General features: G+C 56.5%; 3 rRNA genes. All 3 read right to left on the bottom strand.

The annotated features are described in order from the left end of the window. Positions 1-57: 57 nt before the first annotated feature. The 3 genes from rrf to CXQ97_RS18405 all read right to left on the bottom strand — a co-directional run bounded on the left by rrf (position 58) and on the right by CXQ97_RS18405 (position 5,821). Positions 58-174, bottom strand: a 5S ribosomal RNA gene (rrf, locus tag CXQ97_RS18415). 304 nt (positions 175-478) lie between these two features. Next, positions 479-3,635, bottom strand: a 23S ribosomal RNA gene (locus CXQ97_RS18410). 651 nt (positions 3,636-4,286) lie between these two features. After that, positions 4,287-5,821: ribosomal RNA gene (locus CXQ97_RS18405) — 16S ribosomal RNA — on the bottom strand. Together the 16S, 23S and 5S rRNA genes form the textbook arrangement of a ribosomal RNA operon. Between the last annotated feature and the right edge of the window lie 180 nt (positions 5,822-6,001).

The raw sequence follows: 6,001 nt of genomic DNA, 5'->3' as shown, positions 1-6,001 counted from the left end.
GGGTGGTTAACGGGGAAGAGGCCCCACCGGTGGTGGGGCCTCTTGCCTGTAATGGTTGTCCGGCGGTGTCCTACTCTCCCACACTCTCTCGGGTGCAGTACCATCGGCGCTGTGGGTCTTAGCTTCCGGGTTCGGAATGGGACCGGGCGTTTCCCCCACGCTATGACCGCCGTAACTCGTGCTACCGTTCCGGCCCGGTTCCGGTGTCCGCTGGTGGGCGGTGTCCGGGGGTGGGCTGGTGGTAAGTCTGTGGGTTACTTCGTGTCGTGCTGGATGTGGGCTCTGTTCAGCCCGGTATTGAGTTGTGGTTCCTGTTGTTGGTTGGGAACCGCATAGTGGACGCGTAGCATATGTGATCTTCACTCTCCCGTGTCGCTGAAGGGGTGGGGTGGCCGGCATGGTCGGTCGGGGTGTCCTGTTGCCAGGGGTGGCCCTTTTCCGTCGTGCTGGTTCACCGTCCCTTCGGCGGGGTGGGTGTGTGGTGTAAGTTATCGGCTTATTAGTACCGGTCAGCTTCACAGGTCGTTAGTCCCTGCTTCCACGTCCGGCCTATCAACCCAGTGGTCTGGCTGGGGGCCTCTCACACTCGAGGTGTATGGAAATCTCATCTTGAAGCAGGCTTCCCGCTTAGATGCTTTCAGCGGTTATCCCATCCGAACGTAGCTAATCAGCGGTGCACTTGGCAGTACAACTGACACACCAGAGGTTCGTCCGTCCCGGTCCTCTCGTACTAAGGACAGCCCTTCTCAAATTTCCTGCGCGCGCAGCGGATAGGGACCGAACTGTCTCACGACGTTCTAAACCCAGCTCGCGTACCGCTTTAATGGGCGAACAGCCCAACCCTTGGGACCTACTCCAGCCCCAGGATGCGACGAGCCGACATCGAGGTGCCAAACCATGCCGTCGATATGGACTCTTGGGCAAGATCAGCCTGTTATCCCCGAGGTACCTTTTATCCGTTGAGCGACGGCCATTCCACAATGTGCCGCCGGATCACTAGTCCCGACTTTCGTCCCTGCTTGAGATGTCTCTCTCGCAGTCAAGCTCCCTTGTGCACTTACACTCGCCACCTGATTGCCAACCAGGCTGAGGGAACCTTTGGGCGCCTCCGTTACTTTTTAGGAGGCAACCGCCCCAGTTAAACTACCCATCAGGCACTGTCCCTGACCCGGATTACGGGCCGAAGTTAGATATCCAGAGTGACCAGAGTGGTATTTCAACGATGACTCCACGTGAACTGGCGTCCACGCTTCACAGTCTCCCACCTATCCTACACAAGCCACACCGAACACCAATACCAAACTATAGTGAAGGTCTCGGGGTCTTTCCGTCCTGCTGCGCGTAACGAGCATCTTTACTCGTACTGCAATTTCGCCGAGTTTATGGTTGAGACAGCGGGGAAGTCGTTACTCCATTCGTGCAGGTCGGAACTTACCCGACAAGGAATTTCGCTACCTTAGGATGGTTATAGTTACCACCGCCGTTTACTGGGGCTTAAATTCCCAGCTTCGTCCCACGCAAGCGTGAAACTAACCGGTCCTCTTAACCTTCCAGCACCGGGCAGGAGTCAGTCCGTATACATCGTCTTGCGACTTCGCACGGACCTGTGTTTTTAGTAAACAGTCGCTTCCCCCTGGTCTCTGCGGCCCCGATCCGCTCCGGCGAGCTAGTCGCCTTCACAGTTGGGGCCCCCCTTCTCCCGAAGTTACGGGGGCATTTTGCCGAGTTCCTTAACCATAATTCTCTCGATCGCCTTAGTATTCTCTACCTGATCACCTGTGTCGGTTTGGGGTACGGGCGGCTAGAACCTCGCGCCGATGCTTTTCTCGGCAGCATAGGATCACCAAATCCCCCCTTGACGGGGGTCCCATCAGATCTCAAGCACGGTATCGAAACCAGAACCACGGATTTGCCTATGGTTCGCCCTACATCCTTAGACCGGGACTACCATCGCCCGGCTTGGCTACCTTCCTGCGTCACACCTGTTAATACGCTTACCTCCCGAGATCAGGTCCCGCGATCCACAAAAAACCACGTCACCACAAGGGTGGGCGGTCATGCTTCTGGCGGTTAGTATCCCTCGATCAGTATTGGCGGTTCTTCGCCGGTACGGGAATATCAACCCGTTGTCCATCGACTACGCCTGTCGGCCTCGCCTTAGGTCCCGACTTACCCAGGGCAGATTAGCTTGACCCTGGAACCCTTGATCATTCGGCGGACGGGTTTCTCACCCGTCTTTCGCTACTCATGCCTGCATTCTCACTCGTGTAGGCTCCACCGCTGGTTTACACCGCGACTTCACTGCCCACACGACGCTCCCCTACCCATCCACATCCTTGAACCAAGAGAACAAGTCTCCGGCTTGGGATCTATGTGAATGCCACAACTTCGGCGGTGTACTTGAGCCCCGCTACATTGTCGGCGCGGAATCACTTGACCAGTGAGCTATTACGCACTCTTTCAAGGGTGGCTGCTTCTAAGCCAACCTCCTGGTTGTCTGGGCAACTCCACATCCTTTCCCACTTAGCACACGCTTAGGGGCCTTAGTTGGTGGTCTGGGCTGTTTCCCTCTCGACTATGAAGCTTATCCCCCACAGTCTCACTGCTGCGCTCTCACTTACCGGCATTCGGAGTTTGGCTGACGTCAGTAACCTTGTAGGGCCCATTAGCCATCCAGTAGCTCTACCTCCGATAAGAAACACGCAACGCTGCACCTAAATGCATTTCGGGGAGAACCAGCTATCACGAAGTTTGATTGGCCTTTCACCCCTACCCACAGCTCATCCCCTCCATTTTCAACTGAAGTGGGTTCGGTCCTCCACGACGTCTTACCGTCGCTTCAACCTGGCCATGGGTAGATCACTTCGCTTCGGGTCTAGATCACGCCACTCACTCGCCCTATTCAGACTCGCTTTCGCTACGGCTTCCCCACACGGGTTAACCTCGCGACGTAACACTAACTCGCAGGCTCATTCTTCAAAAGGCACGCCGTCACAGAAACTAAGTCTGCTCCGACGGTTTGTAGGCACACGGTTTCAGGTACTATTTCACTCCCCTCCCGGGGTACTTTTCACCTTTCCCTCACGGTACTGGTCCGCTATCGGTCATCAGGGAGTATTTAGGCTTACCAGGTGGTCCTGGCAGATTCGCACGGGATTTCTCGGGCCCCGTGCTACTTGGGATCCTCTCCAAACGGCGTCACGCATTACGGTTACGGGACTAACACCCTCTTCGGCCGGGCTTTCAAACCCGTTCACCTATACGCACGCACTCATTTCACCAGTCCGGCAGAACTGGAACGGAAAGTCCCACAACCCCAGTGATGCAACGCCCGCCGGCTATCACACACCACTGGTTTAGCCTGATCCGCGTTCGCTCGCCACTACTGACGGAATCACTATTGTTTTCTCTTCCTGTGGGTACTGAGATGTTTCACTTCCCCACGTTCCCTCCACGTACCCTATGTGTTCAGATACGGGTCACCCGGTCACTCGCGCGCCGGGCGGGGTTTCCCCATTCGGACATCCTGGGATCAAAGTTCGGTTATCAACTCCCCCAGGCTTATCGCAGATTCCCACGTCCTTCTTCGGCTCCTGATGCCAAGGCATCCACCGTGTGCCCTTAAAAACTTGACCACTAAGATCAAAAACATATCGAGAAAACCAGGCCCGACCCGAAGATCGGAACCAGATTATTCTTAGAAATTGCTTCTTTTTAAGATGCTCGCGTCCACTATGCAGTTCTCAACCAACAACCCCGTCACACCCCCACACACACCCCCACAACCCCCACCCCGATCAACGCCACCCCACCAAGGGGATGACACCGGAACATGAGAAACCATGAAGGACCCGTGCGCAGGACCTGCGCGGGAAACCCAGAAACAACCCGACCCCCGACCACCACCACCGGACACACCACCCGGGAAGGACGAACCTCCCCGAACCACGCATGAACCGGCCACGACGACCAGGGCCCTGTTATCTCAGGACCCAACAGTGTGCCAAACGATCACCCCACAACCACCCACCAGAACTCTTTCCACCACCACCGACCACATCCGGCGAACCCACCCACGAACCCCCGCAAAGGAATCCACGACCAGGCCACCATCCACGGACGACGACACGTACTCAAGCCACCGGCAGGCACCACGAGGCACCTATCCATTGATATTCCACCCATGAGCACCCACCGCGGAACAAACGCCCGCGCTGTGGGCTGACTCCTGCGAACCCCACACCCGACACAGAGGCCGGACGAAGAAGGCTCGAGGCGCTCCTTAGAAAGGAGGTGATCCAGCCGCACCTTCCGGTACGGCTACCTTGTTACGACTTAGTCCCAATCGCCGGTCCCACCTTCGACGGCTCCCTCCCACAAGGGGTTAGGCCACCGGCTTCGGGTGTTACCAACTTTCGTGACTTGACGGGCGGTGTGTACAAGGCCCGGGAACGTATTCACCGCAGCGTTGCTGATCTGCGATTACTAGCGACTCCAACTTCATGAGGTCGAGTTGCAGACCTCAATCCGAACTGAGACCGGCTTTTTGGGATTAGCTCCACCTCACAGTATCGCAACCCTTTGTACCGGCCATTGTAGCATGCGTGAAGCCCAAGACATAAGGGGCATGATGATTTGACGTCGTCCCCACCTTCCTCCGAGTTGACCCCGGCAGTCTCCCATGAGTCCCCGGCATAACCCGCTGGCAACATGGAACGAGGGTTGCGCTCGTTGCGGGACTTAACCCAACATCTCACGACACGAGCTGACGACAACCATGCACCACCTGTAAACCGGCCACAAGTGGCTGACACATCTCTGCATCATTCCGGTTCATGTCAAGCCTTGGTAAGGTTCTTCGCGTTGCATCGAATTAATCCGCATGCTCCGCCGCTTGTGCGGGCCCCCGTCAATTCCTTTGAGTTTTAGCCTTGCGGCCGTACTCCCCAGGCGGGGCACTTAATGCGTTAGCTACGGCGCGGAAAACGTGGAATGTCCCCCACACCTAGTGCCCAACGTTTACGGCATGGACTACCAGGGTATCTAATCCTGTTCGCTCCCCATGCTTTCGCTCCTCAGCGTCAGTTACAGCCCAGAGACCTGCCTTCGCCATCGGTGTTCCTCCTGATATCTGCGCATTTCACCGCTACACCAGGAATTCCAGTCTCCCCTACTGCACTCTAGTCTGCCCGTACCCACCGCAGATCCGGGGTTAAGCCCCGGACTTTCACGGCAGACGCGACAAACCGCCTACGAGCTCTTTACGCCCAATAATTCCGGATAACGCTTGCGCCCTACGTATTACCGCGGCTGCTGGCACGTAGTTAGCCGGCGCTTCTTCTGCAGGTACCGTCACCACCCCCGAAAGAGCGGCTTCTTCCCTACTGAAAGAGGTTTACAACCCGAAGGCCTTCATCCCTCACGCGGCGTCGCTGCATCAGGCTTGCGCCCATTGTGCAATATTCCCCACTGCTGCCTCCCGTAGGAGTCTGGGCCGTGTCTCAGTCCCAGTGTGGCCGGTCACCCTCTCAGGCCGGCTACCCGTCGTCGCCTTGGTAGGCCATTACCCCACCAACAAGCTGATAGGCCGCGAGTCCATCCAAAACCACAAAAGCTTTCCACCAACATGGCATGCGCCAGAAGGTCGTATCCAGTATTAGACCCGGTTTCCCAGGCTTATCCCAGAGTCAAGGGCAGGTTACTCACGTGTTACTCACCCGTTCGCCACTAATCCCCCCACAAGTGAGGTTCATCGTTCGACTTGCATGTGTTAAGCACGCCGCCAGCGTTCATCCTGAGCCAGGATCAAACTCTCCGTAAATGCATTACAGACACAACAGGACACCCCGGGAAAACGGGACACCCCACTGCACAAAATTCGAAACCAGCCAAAAAAACCAGCCACCACACACGGGGTGCGCGGCAACCAGCAAATTCAACCAATCAAAAAACAATCGGTATCAACAAACTTGGCACACTATTGAGTTCTCAAACAACAGGA

This window comes from Arthrobacter sp. B0490 (assembly GCF_002929355.1).
Taxonomy (GTDB): Bacteria; Actinomycetota; Actinomycetes; order Actinomycetales; family Micrococcaceae; genus Arthrobacter_D.
The sequence above is the reverse complement of the archived record's forward strand: the minus strand, read 5'-3'. Positions and strand labels throughout refer to the sequence as shown.